This window comes from Stutzerimonas kunmingensis, from assembly GCF_021432085.1.
Classification (GTDB): Bacteria; Pseudomonadota; Gammaproteobacteria; order Pseudomonadales; family Pseudomonadaceae; genus Stutzerimonas.
Window position 1 is genome coordinate 693,256 of sequence record NZ_CP090366.1, and the last position, 21,726, is coordinate 714,981.

Below are 21,726 nucleotides of genomic sequence, written 5' to 3' on the forward strand. Positions count from 1 at the left end.
ACAGGAGCGAAGAGATGAGTGAAAACAGTCAGTATCCGACAGCCCCTTTCGGCGATTGGGATGGCAGCCCGGCCGCGGCGCGTGCGATGCAGCAGAGGCTGGCGGCGCAGGTGAGCTTGCAGGATGACTTCCCACCGTTGCGATTGATCGCCGGGGTGGATGTCGGTTTCGAGGATGGCGGCACTATCACCCGCGCCGCGGCAGTGCTGCTGGATGCCGATACCCTGGAGCTGGTCGGCAGCAGCCTGGCGCGAATTCCGACGAACATGCCCTACATTCCGGGCCTGCTTTCGTTCCGTGAGCTACCCGCGGTGCTGCAGGCGCTCGGCGAACTGCCGGCCGTTCCCGACCTGATCTTTTCCGACGGCCACGGCATCGCCCACCCGCGCCGCCTGGGCATTGCTGCTCACCTGGGCGTGGTGACCGGCCTGCCCACCATCGGCGTGGCAAAGAAGCTGCTCACCGGGGCGCACGACGAGCTGGATCTGGCGCGTGGTGCACAGGTCGAGTTGCGCGACAAGAAGACCGGCGAAGTGATCGGCTGCGTGCTGCGCAGCAAGGACAAGGTGCGGCCGCTGATCATTTCCCCGGGTAACCGGGTCAGCATCGTCACCGCACCGCAGCTGGTGATGCGTTATGTCACGCGCTATCGCCTGCCGGAGCCGACCCGGCTGGCCGACCGGCTGGCATCGCGGCGGGAAGAAAAGGCCGCCGCGCGGCGCTTGTCTGGAGCGGCCGAGTAGTTAAAGCAGTTGTAACCGGGATTGCCCGCGACCGTGGCGACGCTTGCAGCTGGCGTCTCGCAGGCGCTAGCCTGCGGGCCTGTTGTCAGCTCGGACCCTACGATGATTCTGGATTGCGCTACCGGTTGGTGTCAGGGCGTTCGCCACTGCCCGTCACCGAACTTCAACCAGCGGCCGGCCGGCGAGATTTCCCTGCTGGTGATCCACAACATCAGCCTGCCGCCGGGGCAGTTCGGCACCGGCAAGGTTCAGCAGTTCTTCCAGAATTGTCTGCAATGCCATGAGCACCCGTTTTTCGAGGAGATCGCCGAGCTGCAGGTGTCGGCGCATTTTCTCATCGAGCGTGATGGCGCGATCACTCAGTTCGTCTCCTGTCTGGATCGTGCCTGGCACGCCGGCGTGTCCTGCTTCGACGGTCGCGAGGGCTGCAACGATTTCTCCATCGGCATCGAGCTGGAGGGGACCGACGACCAACCCTTCAGTGAGGCGCAATACCAGGCGCTGATCGGATTGTGCCGGGTACTGCAGGGCGCGTTTCCAGCGATTACCCCCGAGCGGGTTTGCGGCCACAGCGATATCGCGCCGGGGCGCAAGACCGATCCCGGCCCGGCATTCGACTGGCAGCGGCTGCGTGCGGCTTCCATTACCTGCTGACGAAAGGAAAGGACGATGAGTTTTCTGGTGATCCTGCTCGTGCTGCTGGTGGAGAAGTTCTCTGATTGGCGGCCGCGGCTGCAATACGACAGCCCCTGGCTGACGCGCCTGCGCCAGGCGGAGGCCAGCCCGCGTCTGCGACAGACGCCCTGGCTGGCGCTGCTGTTGCTGGTGTTGCTCCCGTTGCTGCTGCTCGGCCTGGTGCTGCTAGCACTGGAGCCGCTGGCCTACGGGTGGCTGAGCCTGCCGGTGCATCTGCTGGTGCTGCTCTACAGCCTCGGCCGCGGCCATGCCAAGGCTGAACTCGGTGCGTTCCGCGACGCCTGGCGCCGTGGAGATGATGAAGCCGCCGCGCTGGCCGCCGAACGTGACGCCGGCCTGCAGGCGCAGGACCCGCCGAGCCTGTTGGCAGCGGTGCAGTCCTGGCTGCTGTGGCGCAGCTACGAGGGTTTTTTTGCGGTGATCTTCTGGTACCTGCTGCTCGGGCCGATGGCGGCGCTGGCGTACCGGCTGCTGGCGCTGTGCGCCGAGCACACTGAGCTTGAAGGATTGCGCGAGCGGGCTGAGCAGCTGCGGCATGCCTTCGACTGGTTGCCGGTGCGGGTGTTGCTCGGCAGTTTTGCGCTGGTCGGCAACTTCGTCGCGGTCAACCGGGCGCTGTTGCACGAGTTGCTGAGCTGGGATGTGCCAGCCCGGCGGCTGTTGGCCGATGCCGGTCCGTTGGCCGCCGATCTTCCGCCCGCGGTCGACGGCGAGGCGGGCATCGCGAGGCTCGACGGGATCGCGGCATTGCTCGTACGTACACGGGTGTTCTGGTATGCGGTGATCGCAGTCTGGACGATCCTCGCCTGAGGCTTTTGGCCAGCGGCGCCGCTAATGGACGTCCATAACGCCTCTGTATGGGGCTCCACCGCCGAATCGCTGTAACCCGCAGGCCAGACGCCTCGCCGAGCGTCGGGTTGATACCTGTCGAAGAGCCATCATTTGGCCATTACCTTAAGTTACAAAAACGCTTACCGATATCCCGTATAACCCGGGCAGAAGCCACTCTCTGACGAGCCCTGCTGCGCGCTGCAACTGCGTGCAAGCCAATACCAATAAAATTGGGAGACGTCGTGTGAATAGCCTGTTGTATCCCGCGATTGCGTTCATGAACCGCCTGAGCTTCGGCATGAAGTTCAGCCTGGTCAGCGTCCTGTTTTTCGTTCCAATGCTGCTGAGCAACTACTACCTGGTGCGCGACTCGTACCGGGCGTATGTCGGTACCCGTAACGAGCTGCAGAGCCTCGAGCTGCTTGGCTCGACCCTGCAGGTGCGGCGTAGCATGGAAGACTGGAAAGACCTCGTGCATATCGAGTCGATCATCGGCCAGACCGGCAATGTCGAGGCGTTGAAGACCCGTCTGAACCGCGTCGAAAGCGAGCTTACGGCGCAGCTGCAGGCGCTCGCGCCGGTTGGCGATGCGCCCGAGCAGGTGACCGAATTCAATGCCCGTCGCGACGAGCTGGTGACCGGCCTGAACGCCGCCCAGGCCGAGCAATCGTTGCAGTCCAAGGCAGCCATGGCCGAGTCCCTGCTGGGTCAGTCGCAGGTGATAATCAAGCTCGTCGCCGGCCAGTCTGGCCTCAGCCAGGATCTCGAGCGTGAGGTCCGTCTGTTGGCCGAGCTGCTGACCACGGTAACCCCGGCCATCAGCGCATCGCTCGGCGAGGGGCGCGCGGTGGGCTCCTACACGTTCGGCCAGGGCTACCTGAACTCCGATGCCAGCAATACGCTGGACAACCTCGTGCTGGAACTGGAAAAGCAGCAGGCGCAGTACGCCGCACAGTTGCAGGATGCCCTAGGCGCAAGCCAGGCCGCGCGTACCCGGCTCGACGCCTTCGCCACCGCCAGTCGTGAGTCCCTGCAGGCGAGCAGCGAGATTCTGCAGGACGAGGTGATCATGGCCGAGGCGCTGGACCTGCCTTGGGAGCAGTTCTACGAGCGCATCAGCGCGCAGATGGGCAAGACCTACGAGCTGAACGACGCCATTCTCGGTTTCCTCGAGGTGGAGCTTGCCGAGCGGCTGGAGCAGAAGCGCCTGCTCATGACCCTGCTGCTTTCGGCACTGGCGGTGGTGCTGTGCCTGGTGGCGTATCTGTACGCAGGCTTCTACGCCTCGACGCGCGCCTCGCTGCACAGTCTCGGCAGGATCATGGACAAGGTCGCCGCCGGTGACATGACCGTGCGCTATCAGGTACAGAGCCGCGATGAGCTTGGCGAGCTGGGCCAGGTGTTCAATACCACCGTGGCGCAGATCCGCGAGCTGATCGAGCGAGTCGGGCAGACCGTCGCCGAAGTCGAACGCCAGGCACAGCGGGTCGAAAGCGTCTCCGGCGAGAGCAATCAGACGGTATCCGAGCAGCGTGGGCAGATCGAGCAGGTCGCCACGGCGATGAACGAGATGTCCGCCACCGCCCAGGAGGTCGCCAGCAGTGCCGAGGCCGCAGTTGGCAGCGCACAGAGCGTCAACGAGGAAACCGTCAGCGGGCGCGAGCTGGTGGTAGCGCAGGTCGGCGGTATCCAGCGGCTGGCCGGCGAGATCGAGCAGTCGGTGCAGGTGATCAACCAGTTGGCCGACGACAGCAAGGCGATCAGCCAGGTGCTGGACGTGATCAAGACCATCGCCGAACAGACCAACCTGCTGGCCCTCAATGCGGCCATCGAGGCCGCGCGTGCGGGCGAGCAGGGCCGTGGCTTCGCGGTGGTCGCAGACGAGGTGCGCGGGCTGGCGCAGCGGACGCAGAAGTCCACCGCGGAAATCGAGCAGATGATCGCTCGCCTGCACAATGGTGTCGGCGCAGCGGTGAAAACCATGCATGCCAGCCATACGCTGGCCGAAGACACCGTTGGCCAGTCGGGGCGGGTCGAGCAGGCGCTGGAAAACATCCTCGGCGCGGTGGGGCTGATCGTCGATCAGAACCAGCAGATCGCCGCTGCGGCTGAGCAGCAGACAGCCGTGGCGCACGATATCGATCGCAATATCGTCGCGATCAACGAGGCCGGCCAGCGCACCGCCGAGGGCGCCGGGCACACCGAGCAGGCGAGTCGCGAACTGTCCCAGCTGGTGGGACGCCTGCAGCAGCTGATCGGCGCGTTCCGGGTCTGACCGCGGCGATGATCAGGGCTGCGGCCAGCCGAACAGTTCACAGCTGTTGCGATAGCTGGCTGCGGCCAGCTCTTCGGCGCTGACACCCTTCAGATCGGCCAGCATCCGGCAGATATCCGGCAGCAGTTCCGGGCTGTTGCGCTCGCCGGCGTGGCCGGCTGGTGGGATATCCGGCGAGTCGGTTTCCAGCACGATGGCCTCCAGCGGCAGTTGCTTGAGCACCCGCTGCATGCGCAGCGCCTGTGGCCAGGTACCGGCACCCCCGAGGCCGAGCCTGAAGCCGAGGCGCAGGTATTCCTGAGCTTCCTCCCAGCTGCCACTGAAGGCGTGCACGATGCCGGCGCGCTGCAGCTTGTAGCGTTTGAGCATGGCGATCATCGGTGCGTGGGCGCGGCGTACGTGCAGCAGCACCGGCAGCTCGAACTCCGCAGCCAGCGCCAGCTGCGCTTCGAGCAGTTCGTGCTGGCGCTCGATGTCCGGGTCCTCGACGTAATAATCCAGGCCGATCTCGCCGATGGCGCAGAGTTTAGGCTCACCGCGTAGCTGCTCCAGCCAGTCGCGCAGCTTGCCCAGGTGCTCGTCCCGGTGCTCGGCGATGAACACCGGGTGAAGGCCCAGCGCAGCATGAACCGCTGGCTGCTCGCAGGCTAGTTGCCAGACCCGCTCCAGATTCGCTTCGTGCACGCCGAGTACCACGATGCGCTCGACGCCAGCGGCCGCGCTGCGGGCGATGACCTGGGTCCTGTCATCATCGAACATCTCGAAATCGAGGTGGGTATGGGTGTCGATAAGCTGCACGACAGGCTCCGTACGGTCGGCGGTGGGCGGGCGCGTAATGCTACATGGCCTTCAGTGGCTTTCCTCTTCGATCTGAATGTCGCTGACGCCCAGCTCTTCAAGCCGGCTGGCTTCGCTGGGGCGTATCGGGTTTTCCCAGGGGGCGTCGACCGCCGCACGCGGCTCGCGGACGTAATGCAGCAGTATTTCCAGTTCGGCCTGCTCCAGACCGGGCACTTCGAACGAGCTGATCAGCAGCGAGGCGGGCTCGCCGTTGATGCAGTAGTGGATGCGGTAACGCTTCAGATCGGTCATGGCGGGCTTCCTGCGGTTGGCGGCACTGAAGTATCCGACCGCCGAAATCCGCTCAGGCTCCCGAGTCTCCTTGTGCTTCGCGCTCGAGCAACGCCGCCTTGCGTTCCAGCCCCCAGCGATAGCCGGTCAGCGCCTGATGACTGCCGACCACGCGATGGCAGGGCACCAGCAGGCCGACGGGGTTGCTGGCGCAGGCGCGGGCCACCGCACGGGCGTGGCTGCCGAGGGTTGCCGCCAGCTCACCGTAGCGACGCGTCTCGCCGGCGGGAATCTGCTGCAACGCCTGCCAGACGCGCTGCTGAAAGGCCGTGCCGCGCAGATCGAGCGGCAGCTGGGCGGCACGCTGCGGTTCTTCCAGTTGGCTGACGATTGCCTGCAGCCACTCACCCAGGCCTTCCTGGTCGCGCTGCAACCGTGCCGCGGCAAAGCGTGAGCGCAGCTCGTCTTCCAGCGCTGTCTGGTCGTCGCCGAACAGCAGGGCGCAGATGCCTTTGTCGCTGCTGGCGACCAGCAGCTGGCCGAGCGGGCAGGGCGCCAGGGCGTAGCGCAGGGTTTCGCCCGCACCTTTGCGGCGGCGCTGGGCCGGCGTCAGTGCCTGGGCGTCCGCATAGGGTGCCCGCGTGCCGGAGTAGCCGGCAGCGAGGGCGGCATCGAGTACCGAGTCGGCCTCGGTCAGGTGGGTTTCCAGACGTTCGCGGCGGCGCGCCGCCGACCACGCCCGCGGGGTCATGCCGGTGCGCGCCTTGAATGCCCGTGACAGATAGGCCGGCGACAACCCGATGCGCGCGGCCAGCTGCTGCAGCGGCAGCGGCGTCTCGGTTTCGTCGAGCAGGCGGCAGGCGGCGATCACCAGCGCATCGAGCTGCTCGCTCGGGCTCGGGCCGCAGGGCGAACAGCGGCGACATGGCCGGTAACCGGCGGCCTGGGCTGCCGCTGGATCGGTGTAGAACGCCGTCCGCTCGCGAGCTGGCCGGCGTGCCGGGCAGCTGGGTCGGCAGAAAATACCTGTCGAGCGCACGGCGAACACGAAGCGGCCATCGAAGGCGGCATCGCGTTCGCATAGCGCTTGCCAGCAGCGGTCCTGGTCGAGCATGGCGCGACTCCCCTGGTTGATGCTGCGATTGTCGGTCCTGGCCGGACGTGCGCCAATCCAAAGCGTGCTTTCAAAGTCGATGGGGAGCATGGAAGCCGCCCCGTGATTGCCGTAACCTGCAGCATCGCCCTGACCGAGAAGGACCTGCAAGCCGCTGATGAAAACGCCTAAACGACTCGAACCGCTGATCGAGGATGGCCTGATCGACGAGGTGCTGCGGCCGCTTATGAGCGGCAAGGAAGCAGCGGTATACGTGGTGCGCTGTGGCGATGAGCTGCGCTGCGCCAAGGTCTACAAGGAAGCCAACAAGCGCAGCTTCCGCCAGGCCGTGAAATACCAGGAAGGCCGCAAGGTGCGCAGCAGTCGTGATGCGCGCGCCATGGCCAAGGGCTCCAAGCACGGGCGCAAGGAGAAGGAAGACAACTGGCAGAACGCCGAGGTCGCGGCGCTGTTCCGCCTGGCCGACGCCGGCGTGCGCGTCCCCAAACCCTACGACTTTCTCGACGGCGTGCTGCTGATGGAGATGATCGCCGGCGAGGATGGCGACGCCGCGCCACGGCTTAATGACGTCGACCTGCATCCGGACGACGCCCGCGAGTTCCATGCGTTCATGATTCACGAAGTGGTCAAGATGCTCTGCGCGGGGCTGGTGCACGGTGACCTGTCCGAGTTCAACGTACTGCTCGATGAGCACGGCCCGGTGATTATCGACCTGCCGCAGGCAGTGGATGCCGCCGGCAACAACCATGCGTTCGAAATGCTCGAGCGCGATGTCGGCAACATGTCGGCCTATTTCGGTCGGTTCGCCCCGGAACTCAAGTTCACCCGTTACGCCAAGGAGATGTGGGCGCTGTACGAGCAGGGCAAGCTGACCACCGAAACCGAGCTGACCGGGGAATTTGCCGAGCCGGAAGATGCCGCGGATATCGATGCGGTAATGCGCGAGATCAAGGCCACGCTGGCCGAGCAGGAGCGCCGGGAGGCCTTGCGCAGCGCTGACGATGCACCGAAGGATGAGCCGCCGGAGCCGCCGTGGATGAAGGGCTGATCGGCCGTCTCTGGCGAAGCCCGAAGACTGCTGCTTCTGTGCAGTTATCGGCTAGCGGAGATCTCCAAGACTCCGCTTAGCCAAGGTATTCAGTGCGTCGATTGCCCTGTAGACCTTGCCCCAGCGTCCGCGTTATCCGCGGACGCCGCCTTCCACCCACCCCCCAATGCCACATACAACGCCACCTGCGCCGTCGCCAGCGCGGTCCGGCCTTCCAGTGCGCGCTGGCGGGCCTGTAGCGCACCGCGCTGGGCGTCCAGCACCTCGCTCAGGTTTGCCTCACCCAGCTCGTAGCTGCGCTGCGCCAGCCGATGCGCCCGTTCACGGTGCTCGCGGGTACGGCTGAGGGATGCGTGCCTGCGCTGCTGACCGGCCATCCTCGTCAGGCCCCGTTCGACTTCCTCCAGCGCGCGGGCCAGCGCCTGCTCGAAGGCGACGTAGGCCGTCTCGCCCTCGGCATCGGCGAGGTCGATGGCGGCGCCGCGGCGAGGATAGTCCAGCAACGGCAGGCCGAACGTCGCGCCGACCCGGGCGAAGTTGGAGGCGCCGGATATCGCGTCTCCCAGAGCGAAGCCGGAGCGGCCCACCGCGGCCTGCACCGCCAGCTTGGGGAACAGATCGCGGCGGGCGGCCAGCGATTGCAGCTCGGCGGCGTCCAACCGTGCGGCTTCGGCGATAAGATCCGGGCGGCGGCGCAGCAGGTCGATGGGCTGGCCCGGGGCGATGCGCTCCTCGGCCAGTGGCACCGGCGCGCTGGCGGCGAGCCGCGTGGCGGTGCTGCCCGGCGGCTCGGCGAGTAGGGTATCCAGCGCCAGCTGCGCTTCGGCCAGGTGGATGTCCAGCTCGTCCAGATCGGCTTCCAGCGACGCCCGCTCGGCGGAGGTGGCTTCGACGTCCAGCCGGGTCACTTCGCCGGCGTGGAACAGCAGCCCGGCGATACGCTCCAGTTCGCGCGCCACTTCGATGCCTTCGACCAGCAAGGCGCGCTGGCCCTGCAACGCGCGCAGCTGCAGATAGCCCTGCGCGGTGTTAGAGGCCACGGCCAGCCGTGCGGCGATCGTCTGCGCTTCGGCCGAGCGCAGCTGCTGAGCGGCACTGTCACGCCGCGCGCGGGTGGCGCCGAACAGGTCCAGCTCCCAGGTCGCCTGCAGCGCCAGCTCCCAGGTGTCGAAGCTGATCACGTCGTCGTCGGGGATGAAGTCGGCCAGCGGGCTGTCGGGTTCGGCTTCCTGATCGTTCTCGTTCCACTGGCGGCTGGCCGAACCAGGCAGATCGAAGCTCGGCAGCAGGCCGGCGCGCGACTGGCGCAGCTGGGCTCGCGCTGCGGTGACGCGCGCCATGGCTAGGCGCACATCGTGGTTCTGCTGCATGGCGCGGCTAACCAGCGCGGTGAGCTGCGGGTCATCGAACTGGCGCCACCAGACGGCCAGCGACTCGGCATCGGCCGGGTGCGCACCGGCGGCACTGAACCAACCTTCCGGCAGTTGCGGATCGGCATGCTGTGGTGCGCTGGAGCAGGCACTCAGGGCCAGGGCGAGCAGCAGCGGAGCGGCCAGGGCCTTGGCAGTCATGCAGTTTCCTCCGGCCGCACTTTCATGAACAGCAGGTACAGGCACGGCACCGCCAGCAGCGTCAGCAACGTGGCGAAGCCCAGGCCGCCCATGATGGTAACCGCCATGTTGGCGAAGAACGGGTCGAACAGCAGCGGCACCATGCCCAGTACGGTGGTGCCGGCGGCCATCATCACCGGTCGCAGGCGCGACGCCGAGGCTTCGATGATGGCGGTCAGGCGCGGTACTTCGTCGTCGATCTGCCGGTCGATCTCGTCCACCAGCACCACGGCGTTCTTGATCAGCATGCCGGTCAGGCTGAGCAGGCCGAGCAGTGCCATGAAGCCGAACGCCTGACCGGTGAGCAGCAGGCCGAAGCTCACCCCGCAGATCGCCATGGGTACCACCAGCCAGATCATCAGCGGCTGGCGCACCCTGGCGAACAGCAGCACGGTGACCAGCACCATCGCCAGGTAGGGCACCGCGAGCGTGCTGGCCAGCGCCTGCTGGGCGTCGGAAGACTGTTCGTAATCGCCGCCCCACTTCAGGCTGTAGTTGACTGGCAGCTCGATGCCCTCGATCAGCGGGCGAATGCGCTGGTGTGCCTCGTTGGTGTTCTCGCCATCGCGGGGTTCGGCGCGAATGGAGATGGTGCGCTCGCGGTCGTAGCGCACGATGATGCTGTCCTCGCTGATCGGCTCGATGCCGTCGGCGACCTGTGCCAGCGGCACGTAGCCGGTGCCGGCGGGGCTCCAGATCAGACGTTGCAGCAGGTCGTCGCTGCCGACACGGTCCTCGGGCGCGGCACGCAGCAAGACCGGGATCAGTTCGTCGCGCTCGCGCAGCAGGCTGACCCGCTGGCCCTCGCTACCGGCGGCCAGGGCGCGCGCCACCGCCTGGCGCGTCAGCCCGGCGTCGGCAAGGCGATCCAGCGCCAGTTGCGGGCGGAGCACCAGTACCTGCTGGCGCCAGTCGTCGCGCACGTTGAAAACCTTGCCTTCGGCCTGCAGGCGCTTGCGACCCTCGGCGGAAATGGCCCGCAGCACCTCGATGTCCGGGCCGCTGATGCGCGCTTCCAGCTTGGCCTCGGCATTGGGGCCGAACATGAACTGCGCAGCCGAGACGTCGGCCGAGGGATAGCGTTGTGGCAGCTGCTGGTTGATCTGCCTCACCAGCCCGGCGATCAGCTCGGCATCCTCGGTGCGCACGAGAAAATGCATCAGCGACGAATTCGGCTGCTCCGGCATATAGGTCAGCATGAAGCGCGAGGCTCCGGCGCCGATGAAGCTGGACACCTCGCTTACCCCCTCCAGCTCCGCCAAATACGCCTCCACTTCAGAGGCGGTCTCTGCGGTCTCGCGAATATGCGTGCCCTGTGGCAGGAACAGATTGACGTAGAACAGCGGCGTGCTCGACGGCGGGAAGAAGCTCTGCGGCAAGCGGGTGAACAGCACCATGCTGACCACCGTCAGCACCACTAGCACGCCGACCGTCAGCCAGGGCCGATGCAGCACGCCGCCGGCCAGTCGGCGGTAGCGGTTGTACCAGGGGCCGTCGTAGGCGGCGTCGGGGTCCTCGTCGGTCTTGGCGTTGCGCAGCAGGTAATGACCGAACAGCGGCACCAGCAGCAACGCCAGTAGCCAGCTGAGCAGCAGCGACACGGCGATGACGAAGAACAGCGAGAAGAGGAATTCGCCGGTGGTGTCCTGGGATAGGCCGATGCCGGCGAAGGCGAGGATGCCGATGATGGTGGCGCCGAGCAGCGGCCACTGCGTCTGTTGCAGCGTTTCCTGTGAGGCTTCGAGGATGCTCTTGCCCTGGCGCTGGCGCACCAGCATGCCGTCACAGACCACCACCGCGTTGTCGACCAGCATGCCCATGGCGATGATCAGTGCGCCGAGGGAAATCCGCTCCAACTCGATGCCCGCCAGCCACATCACCAGCAGCGTGCCGAGCACGGTGAGAAACAGCACCGCGCCAATGATGACGCCGGCGCGCAGACCCATGGCGATGCACAGCACGCCGACCACGATGGCCACCGAGAGGAACACGTTGAGCGCGAAGCTGTTCACCGACTCATCGACGATCTGGTGCTGCTCGTACAGCGGATGCAGTTCGGCGCCCAGTGGCATGCGGTGTTCGATGGCCTGCAACGCCGCTTCGACGCTGTGGCCGACCTCGACGATATTCGCTCCGGAGACCCCGCTGACGCCCAGGGTCAGTGCCGCCTGGCCGTTGTGGCGGATGATCTGCCGCGGCCGCTCGGCGTAGTCGCGCGACAGCTTGGCGATGGCGCCCAGCTCGACCCGCTGCGCGCCCTGGCCGACCGGCAATGCACGCAGCTCGTCGAGCGAATCGAAGGCGCCGCTCGGGCGCAGGCGCACGAAGTACTCGCCGGCATGCACGCCGCCGGCATCTACCGCGGCATCGGTATCGGCCAGCGCCGCCGCGATCTCGTCGGGGGCGATGCCCATCGCGGCCAGCTGCGCCTGGTCGACCTCCACGAGGATGCGCTCCTCCTGCACGCCGGCGATCTCGACCTTGCCGACGCCGTCGGCGGCCACCAGCGTGCGGCGCAGATCCTTGGCCGTCTCGTGTAGCTCCTTGAGCGTCAGGCCGTCGCCGGTCAGCGCATAGAAAATCCCGTAGACGTCGCCGAAATCGTCGTTGACCTGCGGCGGTTCGATCCCCGGTGGCAGGTCGCCCTGGGCATCGTTGATCTTGTTGCGCAACTCGTCCCAGATCTGCGGCAGCGCATCGCCGTCGTAGCGGTCCTGCATCTCCACGCGAATCTCGGCAATGCCCGGCATCGAGCGCGAGCGGATCTCCTTGATCTGCGACATCTGCTGGATCGCGCTCTCCAGCGGCTCGGTTACCTGTTGCTCGACCTCCAGCGCCGTGGCGCCGGGGTACTGCACATTGACGATGGCCTGCTTGATGGTGAATTCCGGGTCTTCCAGACGGCCGATCTCGAAGAAGGCGAGGGTGCCGCCGAGCAGACAGATCAGTACCAGAATCCAGATGTTGACCGGGCGGGTGATGGCGTAGCGGGCGAAATCCATCGGCTCAGTTCCGCTCCTGCGCTTCGATCGGCTGCTCGTCGTGCAGCTTGCTGCCGCCGGCGACGATGATCGGCATCTGCGCCTGCAGGCCGTCGCCGCGAATCAGCGCCTGATTGCCATCGACCTGCTCGAGTTGCACCGGCTGCCGCCGCGCGCGGCCATCCTCGGCTTGCCAGATGAAGTGCTGGCCGTCGCTGCCGGTCTGCAGCGCCGACAACGGCAGGCGAAAGGCGTCGCGGGTCGTCTGCGGCTGCGCCGGACGTTCGATGCTGACGCGCATGGCCATACCCGGCAGCAGGTTGTAATTCTCCGGCGGCTCGCCCCGCAGCACCAGACGGTAGGTCCGCGCGCCTTCACGAGGCTGGGTGCTGTGCTCCTTGTAGAGCAGCGGCAGGCGCACATCGGCGATCACCAGCTCGCCTTCGGCCTGTAGACCGGCGCCGAGCGGAATGCTCAAGGCGGCGGTTTCCGGTAGATCAACGCTGACTTCGATATGGCGGTTGTCCTGCATCTCGAATACCGGCGTGCCTACCGCGACCACCATGTCCGGCTCGGCCAGGCGGCGCGCCACCACGCCATCGAACGGCGCGTTCAGCGTGCTGTGATCGAGGTCGCGCTGGGCGCTGTCGCGCGCCACCCGTGCGGCCACGGTGTTGGCCTGCAGCGCTTCGATTGCGGCGGGGGCGAGGATGCCTTCGGCGAGGAGGGTGCGCTTGCGTGCCAAATCCGCCTCCAGTTGACGCAGGCGCGCCTCGGCTTCGCGCAGCTGCAGGCGGTAGTCGGTGCGATCCAGCTGTGCCAGCGGTTGCCCGCGGCGCACCCGCGTACCTTCGTCGACCAGGATGCGCTCGATACGGCCGGCCACCTCGAATGACAGCTGCGTGGAGGTCACGCTCTGCACCACGCCGGAGAAGCGCAGCGCCTCGGCTTTCGGCTCGGCCGCCTGCAACGGTTCGACCAGCGCCACCCGTGGCGGCTCGGGTGCCGGCTCGGCCTCCGAGGAACAACCACCGAGCAGCGGCAGCGCACAGGCGATGATCGTCAACCAGGCCTTGGACGCTGGGAATGCTCGCGTTGACGTCATCGTGGCTCCTGTCTGATCGGCGTTGCGGGCGTGCGGGCGCCCGTTGGGACTGACAGTAGAGCCCCGCGTCTGCGCAGGAGTTCGCTGGCGATGTTCGTAGAAGTGAGGTGACCGGGCGGTCGACTTCTGCCGAGGCTCTGCCACACTCAAGGGTGCGCGGCTGCGGCTCTGCAGCGCTTGACCGTCGTGAACTCAGCGGGGATGCTTGCCCGCTGTTGAAGGCGCATCACTCATGGGGAATACGCAATGCAAGGCCAGGCACCGGTAATCGACTATCTGAAGGAGCTGCTGCGCGGCGAACTGGCGGCGCGCGATCAGTATTTCCTGCATTCGCGAATGTACGCCGACTGGGGCTTCAGCAAGCTCTACGAGCGCATCAATCACGAGATGGAGGAGGAGACGCAGCACGCCGATGCGCTGTTGCAGCGCATCCTCTTTCTCGAAGGCTCCCCGGACATGACGCCGGAGCCGATCAATCCGGGGCACACTGTGCCGGACATGCTGCGCAACGATCTGGCGCTGGAGTACAAGGTGCGCGCCGCACTGGCCCAGGGCATCGCGCTGGCCGAACAGCACGGCGACTACCCGACCCGCGACATGCTGGCGCTGCAGCTGCACGACACGGAGGAAGACCACGCCTACTGGCTCGAGCAGCAGCTCGGCCTGATCGACCGCATCGGTCTGCAGAACTACCTGCAATCTCAGGCCAGCTGAGCCTTCCACCCCGCGAGGCAGGGCCTGCCTCGCGGGGTTCCTTCAGAGCCGGAAGCGGCTCACCATCGACTGCAATTGACCGCCCAGACGTGCCAGCTCGGTGCTCGACGCCGCGGTTTCCTCGCTGGCGGCGGCGGTCTGTTCCGACACATCGCGCACGTTCACCACGCTGCGGCTGATCTCCTCGGCCACCGCGCTCTGCTCCTCGGCGGCCGCGGCGATCTGCTGGTTCATCGCCTGGATGTTCGACACGGTGCGGGTGATGCTGCCCAGTGAAGCACCGGCCCGGCGCGCCAGCTCGACGCCGCTGTCGGTCAGGTCGCGGCTGGTGTGCATGATCGAGGCAACCTGCTGGGTGCCGTTCTGTAGCGCGGCGACCAGCTCTTCGATTTCCTCGGTGGACTTCTGCGTACGCTGCGCCAGGCCGCGGACCTCGTCGGCGACCACGGCGAATCCGCGTCCGGCCTCGCCGGCACGGGCGGCTTCGATGGCGGCGTTGAGCGCCAGCAGGTTGGTCTGCTCGGCCACCGCCCGAATCACGTTCATCACGCTGCCGATCTTGTCGCTCTCTTCCTGCAGTGCCTTCATCGCCTCGGTGGAGCGCACCACGGCGCTGGCCATGCGTTCGATCTGGGTGACCACCTCGGTGACCACGCGATCGCCTTCCCGGGCTTCGCCGTCCGCCTCGGTGGCGGCCAGCGCGGCCTGTTCGGCATTGCGCGCGACTTCCTGAACGGTCGCCGACATCTCGTGCATGGCGGTGGCGACCTGATCGGTTTCTTCCTTCTGGCTGTTCACGCCGGCGCTGGTCTGCTGGGTGACGGCCGAGAGCTCCTCGGCGGCGGCGCTGATCTGACTGACACCATCGCGGATGCCGCCGATCAGCTCGCGCAGGGTCGAGCCCATCTGCTGGATGCCGCGCTGCAGCACGCCCAGCTCGTCGCGGCGCTGAACCTGTGCGGTGGCGCTGAGGTCGCCGGAAGCGATGCGCTCGACGTCAGCCAGGGTGGCACGCAGCGGCAGGATGATCTGCCGGGTGATCAGCCAAGCGGCCAGCATTCCCAGCACTAGGGCCAGCAGCGCGCTGACGATCAGGCGCGTGCGTGCTGCGGCGCTTTCCACGTCGAGCTGGTCGAGCTGGAACTGGTAGAGCGAGTCGCTGATACGGACGATTTCCTTCTGCTGGTCGGTCATCTCCTGGCGCGCCTTGGCGATTGCCTGGGTGGCCTTCTCCAGCGCCTCGATGGCGCTGCGGTACTCGCCGAGCACCGTGCGCATCTGCTGCAGCGCCGCGCCGCTGCCGGCGTCCAGTGCGCCGGCATGACGGCCGAGGGTGGCCTGCGCGGCGTCGAGCTGGGCGTAGATCGCCTTCGCCGCCTCGGCACCCGGACTGCTCATGTAGACGCGCAGCAGGTACTGCGCACGCTGCACGTCGTCTTCGATCTGGGTGATCGCCTGGAATTGTGCGAAACGGCCCTCGTCATAGTCCGAGAGCTGCAGCACCTGACGGTTCACGCCAGCCATCAGCTCGCTCAGACGGCCTGCGGCCTGGTCGATGATCTGCCGCGAGGCGTTGGCCTGGGCATAGGCCTTGCGCATGTCGTTCAGCGAATTCTGATACTGCGCGTTGTAGCCGGCCTGCTCCTTGAGCTGGGCGACGTTGACCGGGTTCTTGAAGGTTTCCAGCAGCTTGGTCTGCTGGGCGAGGTAGATGCCCAGGTTCTTGTCCAGACGCTCGGTGGATTCGTTGTCACCATTGGCCAGCATGAATTGCAGGCGGGCGATACGCAGGTCGGTCAGCGTCTTGTTCAGCAATGAGATTTCGGTCATCCAGCCGCTGCGCTGGATGACACTGCCGAGGCTGCCCCAGCCGTTCCAGGCGAGGATGAGGGTCAAGATCAGCACGGCACCGAAGCCCAGTGCGAGCTTCCTGCTGACGCCGATGTTTGCAAACCAGTTGTTCATGTCATTCCAATCAGATGAATAGTTCGATCCGAGCGGGTGCCTTGCCGGCGGCCCGCGGGTGTCTTCGGGCCCTCTTTCGGCCGCGAGCATACGAACTTGAATGTAAATCGAGGAATGGTCGCAGCGAATACTGGAGCAGGGGGCGTGGGCCGAGGCGGCCCGCGTTGGTATCAGCCTTTGCCAGGCGCAGTGATTGGGGAGGGGCGGGATGACGGGGCGCTGCAGCAGCCGCTTTCGATGCCCTGCAGAATCGGGCAGTCCGGGCGATCATCGCCCTGGCAGTGGTCGACCAGCTCCTGCAGGGTGTCGCGCAGGCCGACCAGCTCGGCGATCTTGCGGTTCAGCTCGTCGATGTGCGCGCCGGCCAGGACTTTCACGTCGGCGCTGGCGCGCTGACGGTCCTGCCACAGCGCCAGCAGCTTGCCGACCTCCTCCAGCGAGAAACCCAGGTCACGGGCGCGGCGGATGAAGGCCAGCTGATGCAGGTCGCGCTCGTTGTAGTGGCGATAGCCATTGGCGCCACGCCCGGCCGGCGTGAGCAGGCCGATGGATTCGTAGTAGCGGATCATCTTCGCCGTGAGGCCACTGTGCTTGGCTGCCTGACCAATGTTCATGGTGTGCTCCCGATCATTCTTCCGGCTTCCAGGAACGCAGCAGCAGGGCGTTGCTCACCACGCTGACGCTCGACAGGGCCATCGCCGCGCCAGCCACCACCGGGCTGAGAAAGCCGAAGGCGGCGAGCGGAATGCCCACCAGGTTGTAGATGAAGGCCCAGAACAGGTTCTGCTGGATCTTGCGGTAGGTGCGCCGGCTGATGTCCAGCGCCGCCGGAACCAGCCGTGGATCGCCGCGCATCAGGGTGATGCCGGCGGCGTGCATGGCCACATCGGTACCGCCACCCATGGCGATGCCGACATCCGCTGCGGCCAGGGCCGGGGCATCGTTGATGCCGTCACCGACCATCGCCACCACGGCGCCGCCTTTCTTCAGCTCCGCCACGGTGGCTGCCTTGTCCGCTGGCAGCACCTCGGCATGCACATCATCGATGTGCAGCGCTTCGGCCACCACCCGCGCGCTGCCACGGTTGTCGCCGGTGATCAGGTGGCTGCGGATATGCCGCGCCGCGAGCCCGGCAATCGCTGCTGCGGCGCCGTCCTTGAGGCTGTCACCAAAAGCGAACAGGCCGAGGATACGCGGCTCGGGCGCATGCTCCACCAGCCAGGAGAGGGTGCGACCCTCGGCTTCCCAGCGCTGGGCGGTTTCCAGCAGCTCGCCCGGCTGCAGGCCGTACTCTTCGAGCATGCGCCGGTTGCCCAGCGCCAGCTGCTGGCCGTCCAGCGTGCCGGCAATGCCGCGGCCGCTCAGGGCCTGGCTCTTCTGTACATCCGGCACGGCGATGCCGTCGGCTTCGCAGCGCTCCAGCACGGCGCGCGCCAGCGGGTGTTCGCTGCCCCGCTGCAGGGCGCCGGCCAGGCGCAGTATCCGCGCTTCGTCGCCGTCCACGGCATGCAGGTGGATGATCTGCGGCTTGCCCGAGGTGAGCGTGCCGGTCTTGTCGAAGGCCACGGCCGTGACCGCATGGGCGACTTCCAGCGACTCGGCGTCCTTGATCAGGATGCCATGGCGCGCCGCCACGCCGGTGCCGGCCATGATCGCCGCCGGCGTCGCCAGGCCCAGGGCGCAGGGGCAGGCGATGACCAGCACGGCCACGGCGTTGATCAGCGCGACCTCGATCGGGGCGCCAGTCAGCAGCCAGCCGATCAGGGTGAACACGGCGATCACCAGTACCGCCGGGACGAACACCTGACTGACCTTGTCCACCAGCTTCTGGATCGGCGCCTTGGCTGCCTGGGCGTCTTCCACCAGGCGGATGATCCGCGCCAGCACGGTCTCGCCACCGAGCGCAGTAGTGCGCACCAGCAGCCTGCCCTCGCCATTGATCGCGCCGCCGGTGATGCGGTCGCCCGGTGCCTTGTTTACCGGCAGGCTTTCGCCGCTGATCAGCGCTTCGTCGGCCTGGCTCTCGCCCTCGACCACTTCACCGTCCACCGGGAAACGCTCGCCGGGCTTGACCAGCACCAGGTCGTCCAGGCGCAGCGCGGCGATGGCGACATCTTCCTCGCGGCCGTCGACTACCCGCGTCGCGCGGTCTGGGCGCAAGGCTTCGAGCGCACGAATGGCGGCGCTGGTCTGGCGCTTGGCGCGACTTTCCAGGTATTTGCCCAGCAGCACCAGGGCGATCACCACCGCCGAGGCCTCGAAATACAGGTGCGGCATCTGCCCGGCCGGCGTCGCCCACCATTGATAGAGGCTCAGGCCATAACCGGCGCTGGTGCCGATGGCGACCAGCAGATCCATGTTGCCGGCGCCAGCACGCACCGCCTTCCAGCCGGCCACGTAGAAGCGTGCGCCGAGGATGAACTGCACTGGGGTGGCGAGCAGGACCTGGATCCACGCTGGCAGCATCCAGTGCTGCCCGAACAGTTCGCCGAACATCGGCAGCACCAGCGGTGCGGCCAGCAACAGGGCGGCGATCACCGCCCAGCGTTCACGCTGCAGGCGTCGCGCGGCATCCTGTTCGGGGCGCTGCTGGTCGCCGGCGCTCGCCTTGTAACCAGCGGCCTCGACCGCCTGGATCAGCACGGCGGGGTCCGGCGTGCCGATCACCTCGACATGCGCGCGCTCGCTGGCCAGGTTCACCGCCGCGCTGCGCACGCCGGGCACCTTGAGCAGGGCGCGCTCGACCCGGGCGACGCAGCTGGCGCAGGTCATGCCCTCGATGTTCAGCTCGATGCTCTGCAGCGGTACGCCGTAGCCGGCCTTTTCCACGGCCTCGATCAGTGTCGCCACACCCAGGTCATCGCCTTCGACGCGCACCTGTTCGTTGGCCAGGTTGACGTTGGCCGCGGCGACGCCGGGTACCTTGAGCAGGGCGCGTTCGACGCGGCCGGCGCAGCTGGCGCAGGTCATACCGCTGACCGGCAGCGTATGGGTGGCGCTGGACATGGCAGTGACTCCTCGGATTGCGATGGCTGCAGGATCGACCTTAACCCTATGGCAAGGTCAACACCATGATCTGCGACAGCAGGTGCCTTGACCTTGCCCGGGTGGCAAGGTCGAGAATCGGCGCCTTCAGCAGACGAGGAGAGCGACGATGCAAGTATTCAACGTGAGCGGAATGACCTGCAGCCACTGCGAGCGTGCGGTAACCCAGGCCATCCGGGCTCTGGACCCGCAGGCGCAGGTGCAGGTGGACCTGGCGGCCGGAACGGTGCAGGTTCAGAGCAGCGCCAGCGAGCAGGCGATTCGCCAGGCGATCAGCGAAGAGGGTTACCAGGTGAGCTGATCGCTCACGCCGCAGGCTGGTCGGGATCGTCCGGCCAGTCGCGGAGCAGGCCGCGGAACAGCGGGTCGATCAGCGCCCTGGTATCGACCTCTGGGGCGAACAGTTCGGTGTCGCGCGTCCAGTCGGTGAACAGTCCGACCACCAGGGCATGCAGCGACAGCGCGGCGAGCCGCGGCGTGACGCCGGGGCGCAGGCAGGTCGAGGCGTTGCGCAGCAGGTTTTCGCACAGATCGATGAACTGGTTGATGAAGGCGTGGTGACGTTCCTCGGCTTCACGCAGTTCATCGGTGAATTCGCACTTGTGCAGCAGGATGGTGAAGATCCGGCGCTTCTGCTCGTTGCTGGCCAGGGTGCTGATGGCCTCGACCGTCAGGTTGCGCAGGGCGATCAGTGCCTGCAGCGGCTGCTGCTGATCGCAGCTGCACAGGCGCTCGGTCATCTGCTCCGGTGGCAGGCGAATCTGGTTGAGCATTTCGTGGAACAGGTGCGCCTTGTTCTGAAAATGCCAGTACACCGCGCCGCGCGTCACACCGGCGTCACGGGCGATCTGGTCGAGACTGGTGTGGGCCACCCCCTTGTCCAGAAACAGCCGCTCGGCAGACGCGAGGATGGCGATACGAGTTTTTTCGGCTTCTTCTTTGGTTCGGCGCATGGGCAGATTCAGGCAGATGACGGCTGCTTCGGGCGTCCAGCAGCGATGGAGGGCGGCCAGTGTAACGGCGCATCTCGTCGTGATGCATGTTTATAATCGGCGGTGTATGTAACAGCATCTTGCACGCCGGTGCAAATTCCCGGGCACGGCCGAGGTCCCAATAACTCACCCGGCCACGTCTTCTTTCCAGCTTGCGAGCCTCTGATGTCCCTGCGGATTCTTCTCATACTGGGCGCGCTCAGCGCGTTCGGTCCCCTGGCGATCGACATGTACCTGCCGGCGTTCCCCTTGCTGGCGGAGTCGTTCGGCACCAGTGTCGATCACGTGCAGCTTTCGCTGGCGGCCTATTTCATCGGCCTGGCCATTGGTCAGCTGGTCTACGGGCCTTTGGCCGATCGCTATGGGCGGCGCGGGCCGCTGCTGGTCGGTGTGACGCTGTTCACCCTGGCATCGCTGGCCAGCGCCTTTGCGCCGTCCATGGACTGGCTGATCGGCGTGCGTTTCGTCCAGGCGCTCGGTGGCTGTGCCGGCATGGTGGTAGCGCGTGCCGTGGTGCGTGACCTGTGCGACCCGATGACCAGCGCCAAGGTGTTCTCGCAGCTGATGCTGGTGATGGGCCTGGCGCCTATCCTCGCGCCGGTGGCGGGCGGTGCGTTGCTGGCGTCGTTCGGCTGGCCGTCGATCTTCATCCTGCTGACGCTGTTCAGCGCGATGTGCCTGGTGGCGGTCACGCTGTGGCTGCCGGAAACCTATCCGGCCGGGCTGCCGCGTCAGCCGATGTCCGGTGCGCTCGGGCAGTATCTGCGGCTGTTCCGTGATCGCTTCTTCATCGGCCACGTGCTGACCGGTGCGCTGTGCATGGCCGGCATGTTCGCCTACATCACCGGCTCGCCGTTCGTCTTCATCGAACTGTATGGCGTCAAACCCGAGCATTTCGGCTGGCTGTTCGGCGTCAATGCGGCGGGTTTCATCCTGATGGCGCAGGTCAACGTGCGGCTGGTGCGCTGGCGCGGGCCGGAGTTCTGGGTGCGGCGCTGGGTGTGGTTCTTCTTCGGCAGTGCGCTGGCGTTGTTGGCAGTGGCGGCCGCACAGCCCGAATCGCTCTGGCCGTTGCTGATTCCGCTGTTCTGCTGCGTGTCCTGTCTCGGTTGCCTGCTGCCGAACGCCACGGCCTGCGCCATGGCCGACCAGCGCGCCAATGCCGGCAGCGCCTCGGCCTTGCTCGGCAGCATGCAGTTCACCATTGCCGCCATCGCCGCTTCCGCGGTGGGGGCTTTGCACAACGGCACCGCAGTGCCCTTGGCGGCGATCATCAGCCTGTGCGGCCTGCTGGCAACGATCGTCGCCTACACCACGGCGCGCGCCAGTACGGAATGACTGTCAGGCGCTGAGTGGCAGGGGATGCGGCGCCTGCAGGCGACGGTGCAGGGTTTCGACGAAGGCGCGCGCTTCGGCTTCGCTGCGAAAGGTGACTTTCTGCCGGTCGAGGCTCACCTGCCAGGCGCTGTCGGGGTAGGGCGTCAGGGGACGGACGAGAATGTGCATGGCGATCTCCTCGTGAAGTAGACGCGGCAC

Annotated in this window: 19 protein-coding genes; 8 read left to right on the forward strand and 11 right to left on the reverse strand. The window is 66.6% G+C overall.

Features of this window, described 5'->3' with window-relative positions; translation table 11 throughout:
* Nucleotides 1-14: 14 nt before the first annotated feature.
* From nfi to LW136_RS03190, 4 genes are all read left to right on the forward strand, one after another.
* Nucleotides 15-743 (forward strand): deoxyribonuclease V, encoded by a 729-nt coding sequence (gene nfi / locus LW136_RS03175; protein WP_234174645.1) that lies wholly within the window; start codon nt 15-17, stop codon nt 741-743.
* 102 nt (nt 744-845) lie between these two features.
* The gene (gene ampD, locus LW136_RS03180) at nt 846-1,397 is read left to right on the forward strand and encodes a 1,6-anhydro-N-acetylmuramyl-L-alanine amidase AmpD (RefSeq protein WP_014819076.1); all 552 of its coding nucleotides are present in this window, start codon (nt 846-848) and stop codon (nt 1,395-1,397) included.
* A 15-nt stretch (nt 1,398-1,412) separates the two neighbouring features.
* Entirely contained in the window at nt 1,413-2,249 is an 837-nt protein-coding gene (gene ampE / locus LW136_RS03185; protein ID WP_234174646.1) for a regulatory signaling modulator protein AmpE, read from the forward strand.
* Between the two features lie 265 nt (nt 2,250-2,514).
* Nucleotides 2,515-4,545 (forward strand): methyl-accepting chemotaxis protein, encoded by a 2,031-nt coding sequence (locus LW136_RS03190; protein WP_234174647.1) that lies wholly within the window; start codon nt 2,515-2,517, stop codon nt 4,543-4,545.
* A 12-nt stretch (nt 4,546-4,557) separates the two neighbouring features.
* Here the strand turns inward: LW136_RS03190 and LW136_RS03195 are convergent, their stop codons facing one another.
* The 3 genes from LW136_RS03195 to ada are packed head-to-tail and all read right to left on the reverse strand — an operon-like array spanning nt 4,558 to nt 6,730.
* A complete protein-coding gene (locus LW136_RS03195; RefSeq protein WP_101275137.1) occupies nt 4,558-5,343 on the reverse strand; it encodes a TatD family hydrolase in 786 nt (261 codons plus the stop codon).
* Nucleotides 5,344-5,394: 51 nt separating this feature from the next.
* Nucleotides 5,395-5,637, reverse strand: a complete 243-nt coding sequence (locus tag LW136_RS03200) for a hypothetical protein (protein WP_041015978.1) — start codon at nt 5,635-5,637, stop codon at nt 5,395-5,397.
* A 52-nt stretch (nt 5,638-5,689) separates the two neighbouring features.
* On the reverse strand, nt 5,690-6,730 hold the full coding sequence (gene ada, locus LW136_RS03205) for a bifunctional DNA-binding transcriptional regulator/O6-methylguanine-DNA methyltransferase Ada (protein WP_234175234.1): 1,041 nt from the start codon (nt 6,728-6,730) through the stop codon (nt 5,690-5,692).
* 157 nt (nt 6,731-6,887) lie between these two features.
* Between ada and LW136_RS03210 the strand changes: the two genes are divergently transcribed.
* Nucleotides 6,888-7,778: a PA4780 family RIO1-like protein kinase gene (locus LW136_RS03210; protein WP_234174648.1), complete on the forward strand. Its 891-nt coding sequence runs from the start codon at nt 6,888-6,890 to the stop codon at nt 7,776-7,778.
* 89 nt (nt 7,779-7,867) lie between these two features.
* Here the strand turns inward: LW136_RS03210 and LW136_RS03215 are convergent, their stop codons facing one another.
* Genes LW136_RS03215 through LW136_RS03225 form a run of 3 tightly spaced genes read right to left on the reverse strand, consistent with a single transcriptional unit; the run spans nt 7,868 to nt 13,474 of the window.
* Nucleotides 7,868-9,349: an efflux transporter outer membrane subunit gene (locus LW136_RS03215; RefSeq protein ID WP_234174649.1), complete on the reverse strand. Its 1,482-nt coding sequence runs from the start codon at nt 9,347-9,349 to the stop codon at nt 7,868-7,870.
* A complete protein-coding gene (locus LW136_RS03220; protein ID WP_234174650.1) occupies nt 9,346-12,390 on the reverse strand; it encodes an efflux RND transporter permease subunit in 3,045 nt (1,014 codons plus the stop codon). The genes LW136_RS03215 and LW136_RS03220 overlap by 4 nt, the downstream gene beginning before the upstream one ends.
* A gap of 4 nt (nt 12,391-12,394) precedes the next feature.
* Nucleotides 12,395-13,474, reverse strand: coding sequence for an efflux RND transporter periplasmic adaptor subunit (locus LW136_RS03225; RefSeq protein ID WP_234174651.1), 1,080 nt, complete (start codon nt 13,472-13,474; stop codon nt 12,395-12,397).
* 246 nt (nt 13,475-13,720) lie between these two features.
* On the opposite strand from LW136_RS03225, the gene bfr reads away from it, so the two are divergent.
* Nucleotides 13,721-14,188, forward strand: coding sequence for a bacterioferritin (bfr, locus tag LW136_RS03230; protein WP_234174652.1), 468 nt, complete (start codon nt 13,721-13,723; stop codon nt 14,186-14,188).
* A 42-nt stretch (nt 14,189-14,230) separates the two neighbouring features.
* Here bfr and LW136_RS03235 read toward each other — a convergent pair whose 3' ends face one another.
* The 3 genes from LW136_RS03235 to LW136_RS03245 form a co-directional block, all read right to left on the reverse strand.
* Nucleotides 14,231-16,153, reverse strand: coding sequence for a methyl-accepting chemotaxis protein (locus LW136_RS03235; RefSeq protein WP_234174653.1), 1,923 nt, complete (start codon nt 16,151-16,153; stop codon nt 14,231-14,233).
* A 170-nt stretch (nt 16,154-16,323) separates the two neighbouring features.
* The gene (gene cueR / locus LW136_RS03240) at nt 16,324-16,767 is read right to left on the reverse strand and encodes a Cu(I)-responsive transcriptional regulator (RefSeq protein WP_234174654.1); all 444 of its coding nucleotides are present in this window, start codon (nt 16,765-16,767) and stop codon (nt 16,324-16,326) included.
* 13 nt (nt 16,768-16,780) lie between these two features.
* Nucleotides 16,781-19,159, reverse strand: coding sequence for a heavy metal translocating P-type ATPase (locus LW136_RS03245; protein WP_234174655.1), 2,379 nt, complete (start codon nt 19,157-19,159; stop codon nt 16,781-16,783).
* A 148-nt stretch (nt 19,160-19,307) separates the two neighbouring features.
* On the opposite strand from LW136_RS03245, the gene LW136_RS03250 reads away from it, so the two are divergent.
* Complete coding sequence (locus LW136_RS03250; RefSeq protein WP_234174656.1) at nt 19,308-19,499, forward strand: heavy-metal-associated domain-containing protein; 192 nt, start codon at nt 19,308-19,310, stop codon at nt 19,497-19,499.
* Nucleotides 19,500-19,503: 4 nt separating this feature from the next.
* On the opposite strand, the gene LW136_RS03255 is transcribed toward LW136_RS03250, so the two are convergent.
* Entirely contained in the window at nt 19,504-20,151 is a 648-nt protein-coding gene (locus tag LW136_RS03255) for a TetR family transcriptional regulator (protein WP_234174657.1), read from the reverse strand.
* Between the two features lie 204 nt (nt 20,152-20,355).
* Between LW136_RS03255 and LW136_RS03260 the strand changes: the two genes are divergently transcribed.
* Nucleotides 20,356-21,528, forward strand: a complete 1,173-nt coding sequence (locus LW136_RS03260) for a Bcr/CflA family multidrug efflux MFS transporter (RefSeq protein WP_014819092.1) — start codon at nt 20,356-20,358, stop codon at nt 21,526-21,528.
* Nucleotides 21,529-21,531: 3 nt separating this feature from the next.
* Here the strand turns inward: LW136_RS03260 and LW136_RS03265 are convergent, their stop codons facing one another.
* Nucleotides 21,532-21,696 (reverse strand): hypothetical protein, encoded by a 165-nt coding sequence (locus tag LW136_RS03265; protein WP_185745704.1) that lies wholly within the window; start codon nt 21,694-21,696, stop codon nt 21,532-21,534.
* Between the last annotated feature and the right edge of the window lie 30 nt (nt 21,697-21,726).